The organism is Frankia sp. Mgl5, from assembly GCF_023242985.1.
Taxonomy (GTDB): Bacteria; Actinomycetota; Actinomycetes; order Frankiales; family Frankiaceae; genus Parafrankia; species Parafrankia soli.
Window position 1 is genome coordinate 1 of record NZ_JALKFY010000735.1, and the last position, 2,943, is coordinate 2,943.

3 protein-coding genes are annotated in these 2,943 nt (G+C 60.6%); 2 read left to right on the forward strand and 1 reads right to left on the reverse strand.

All coding sequences use genetic code 11. From position 1 onward, the window contains the following. Positions 1–654: 654 nt before the first annotated feature. Together MXD62_RS27185 and MXD62_RS27190 are read left to right on the forward strand one after the other, a co-directional pair. The gene (locus MXD62_RS27185) at positions 655–936 is read left to right on the forward strand and encodes a nucleotidyltransferase family protein (protein WP_112105947.1); all 282 of its coding nucleotides are present in this window, start codon (positions 655–657) and stop codon (positions 934–936) included. Continuing rightward, positions 933–1,262 (forward strand): HepT-like ribonuclease domain-containing protein, encoded by a 330-nt coding sequence (locus MXD62_RS27190; protein ID WP_248832254.1) that lies wholly within the window; start codon positions 933–935, stop codon positions 1,260–1,262. Before MXD62_RS27185 ends, MXD62_RS27190 begins: the two co-directional genes overlap by 4 nt. A gap of 792 nt (positions 1,263–2,054) precedes the next feature. Here the strand turns inward: MXD62_RS27190 and MXD62_RS27195 are convergent. Further along, on the reverse strand, positions 2,055–2,897 hold the full coding sequence (locus MXD62_RS27195; RefSeq protein WP_248832255.1) for an EamA family transporter: 843 nt from the start codon (positions 2,895–2,897) through the stop codon (positions 2,055–2,057). Positions 2,898–2,943: the final 46 nt, after the last annotated feature.

Sequence of the window (2,943 nt, forward strand, 5' to 3'; positions counted from 1 at the left end):
CCGAAGCGCTGACCGCATAACATTCAACCAGGATCACGCGGCATCACGCTCCGTACACCACCCCCGTGGGCATGACCCCGGGCGGCGCTGGACTGCGAGACGACCCGCGGGTTGAGAGAAGCGGGCGCTTCGTCCACGGACGTCCACCGACGTCTATCTGGTCGGTACAACCTGGGCTTCAGCGCCGGTCCGTGCCCGCCGGTGTCCACTGACGTCCGTCGGCTCGGGTACAGCGGTGGGTACACCGGTGCCCGGCCGACGTGAGTCGAGACCTGATGCCAGGCAGCTTGGCTGCGGGGTCGTTCGCGATCTCCTGTGGCGTCCACGTCCATCCGCCAAGTCCACAAAGAGTTCCACCAGTGGATCTAGTGGGTCGACTGCCGCCCACGGCCGTATCCTGTGCTCTGTGGGCGCCTTGCGAGACGAGTTGCACCGGCTGATCGACCGGCTGCCCGAGTCCCAGGTGGCACCGGTCCTGGCTCTCCTCCGAGAGCGCACCCCAACCGAGGACGGAAGCGACGAGTGGCCGTTGCCAGAGTTCGTCGGCACCCTGTCCAGCGGCAAAGGCGACCTCGCAGCCCGTTCCAGTCAGCTGTCGTCCGCCTCGAGGAGGTTGCCGTGACGCCAGACGTAGATCGTCACCGGAGGGTGACGATGAGCGAACTGCGTCGTCGTCGCGCGGACGTCTACGCGATCGCGCGACGCTACGGTGTGAGCAACATCCGTGTCTTCGGCTCCGTCGCCCGCGCCGAAGCAGACGACGCGAGCGACGTCGACCTCCTTGTCGATCTCGCTCCAGGACGAGGTCTGTTCGATCTGGGTGGCTTCATCAGCGACACCGAGGCGACGCTCAATGTCCACGTCGACGTCACGACAGTCGCTGGGCTACGACCCCGGCTCCGTCCGCGGGTCCTGGCCGAGGCCGTCGCACTGTGAGGTCCGACGATGAGCGCCTCCGCGATATCGTCGAACATGCGGAACTGATCAGCACGTACCTCCCCGCCTCACGCGAGGAACTCGACAAGGACGTTGTTCTGTCCGCTGCTCTGATCAGATGGGTAGGAATAATCGGGGAAGCCGCAGCGCGGCTGTCGGACTCCTTCCGCACACACCACCCCGAGGTGCCCTGGGCTGCGATCGCCGGCATGCGTAACCACCTCGTACACGGCTACTTCTCGGTGGACACGGACCTGTTGTGGACCGCGGTCACCGTCGAGATCCCCGGGCTTGCTGTCACCGTAGAATCCTGGCTGGGCGACTGACTCGAGCAGCTCTTCCGGCGGCGCTTCCCTCGCCGCCTTCCTCGGATCTGGCCCGCCGGCCCAGCACTGACCCCGCGCAAGGGACAACCGTGATGGGGTACGAAAAATACGCTCACGGCTGTCCGCAAAGTGCGGGATAAATACGGGATGACCTCGAAATAACCGAGATCATCGATCTTACTCATGACGCCCTGACCAGGGCTTACGGGTGCGCCGCCAGGGACTTGAACCCCGAACCCGCGGATTAAGAGGAGCGGGCGCTCCGTCCACGGACGTCCACCGACGTCCATCGGGTCGACGCGGCCTGGGCTTCAGCGCCGGTCCGTGTTCGCTGATGTCCATCGACGTCCGCTGGCTCGGGTACAGCGATGGGTACACGGGAATCGGGGCGGGTGGGGACAGCGAGCATGTCGGGCCCCCCAACCTGGTGCGGCTCGAACCCGCTGGTCCCCTCCACCGTGGGCCGGCGGGCGCGAGTGGCATCCGCTCGACCGACGCAGGCCCGAGATCAGGTACATGAACGTCGATAGATTTTTGTCGGGTCGGCGCGATCTGGGCTTTAGTACCGGTCCCTTCCAATGCCCGTTGACGTCTGTGTTGTGAGCCCGGCTCGAGCGATGGGTAGACAGGCACGGAAACGCTCAGGAAGTTGGCGAGTACATACTAGGCCACTTTCCGCAACTTCTCGAGAGAAGATTGTCGAGCGCTAAACGTATCTTCCTATCGGTCACAATGAGAGCAATATAGGGATGCCTGCACTCTACGACAGAAGGGTGCTTGTCAATTTGACCATTAGGAAATATTCAAAATACCAATCGCGAATACACTGAGGGCTAATCCGGCAATCTGGATCAAATTTGGTCTATGTCTAAGTATAACGATGGCCAGCACCACCGTTACGAGAGGGTACATTGAGGCGATGGCACCAGAGACACTCAACTCCCCTAATGATGAGGAGTAGCGATAGGACAGCGCAGCCAGGTGATATAGAAATCCCGCTAGCACGCAACCTACGGCACAGACTAGTGCAGGGCGCTCCGTCGGAAACTTCCTTCTACTGACCTGGGTCATGACCGCCCCGAAGTGTGCGGCAGCGACTGGTTGAAGACCGTAGTCAGAGTAGTAACCCGTAGTCGCTAGATATACACCCATCAACACGCCAGCGATTGCAGGTCTTGCTAGAGGAAGATAAGTCGAGCGACCGTTGGGGGCTGACTTATCAAAGGATCCGAGACATACCGCGATCACCGCGGTTATCAGACCAACGATCCGGATCAATCCAACAGCGCCGTCTATAAATATTCCAATAATTGCTGGTGTGGCGGAGGAAGCCGCAGCAGAAGAAGGAGCGACCTGTGACGCCGGGTATCTTGAAAGAAGTCCAAAAAACATCCCTAGTCCGATAACCGCGACTGCACCGGACGCGAAGCAAACGACGAAAGCTTCGAGGGGGATATTACTCTCAGGTGGCTCAAGCGTGCTGAAACCTGCTGCGAGAATTAGCGCAACAACAGATATGAGTGCGGCGACGTGCCCACTGTCTAGCAATACGGATACGCGCGCTGCTAGAAAATCCGCCGAGCCCCAACAGATGGCAGCAAGAATCGCATAGCCGGTAAGCGCAAGAAGATTCATATACCGCGAGTCTCGAAAGTCAAGCCCTTAGCGGAATTACCAAACC

Excerpts from the sequence above, each read along its gene's own strand:
- MXD62_RS27185 (WP_112105947.1), top strand. The coding sequence starts at position 655 with ATGAGCGAACTGCGTCGTCGTCGCGCGGACGTCTACGCGATCGCGCGA.
- MXD62_RS27195 (WP_248832255.1), bottom strand. The coding sequence starts at position 2,897 with ATGAATCTTCTTGCGCTTACCGGCTATGCGATTCTTGCTGCCATCTGT.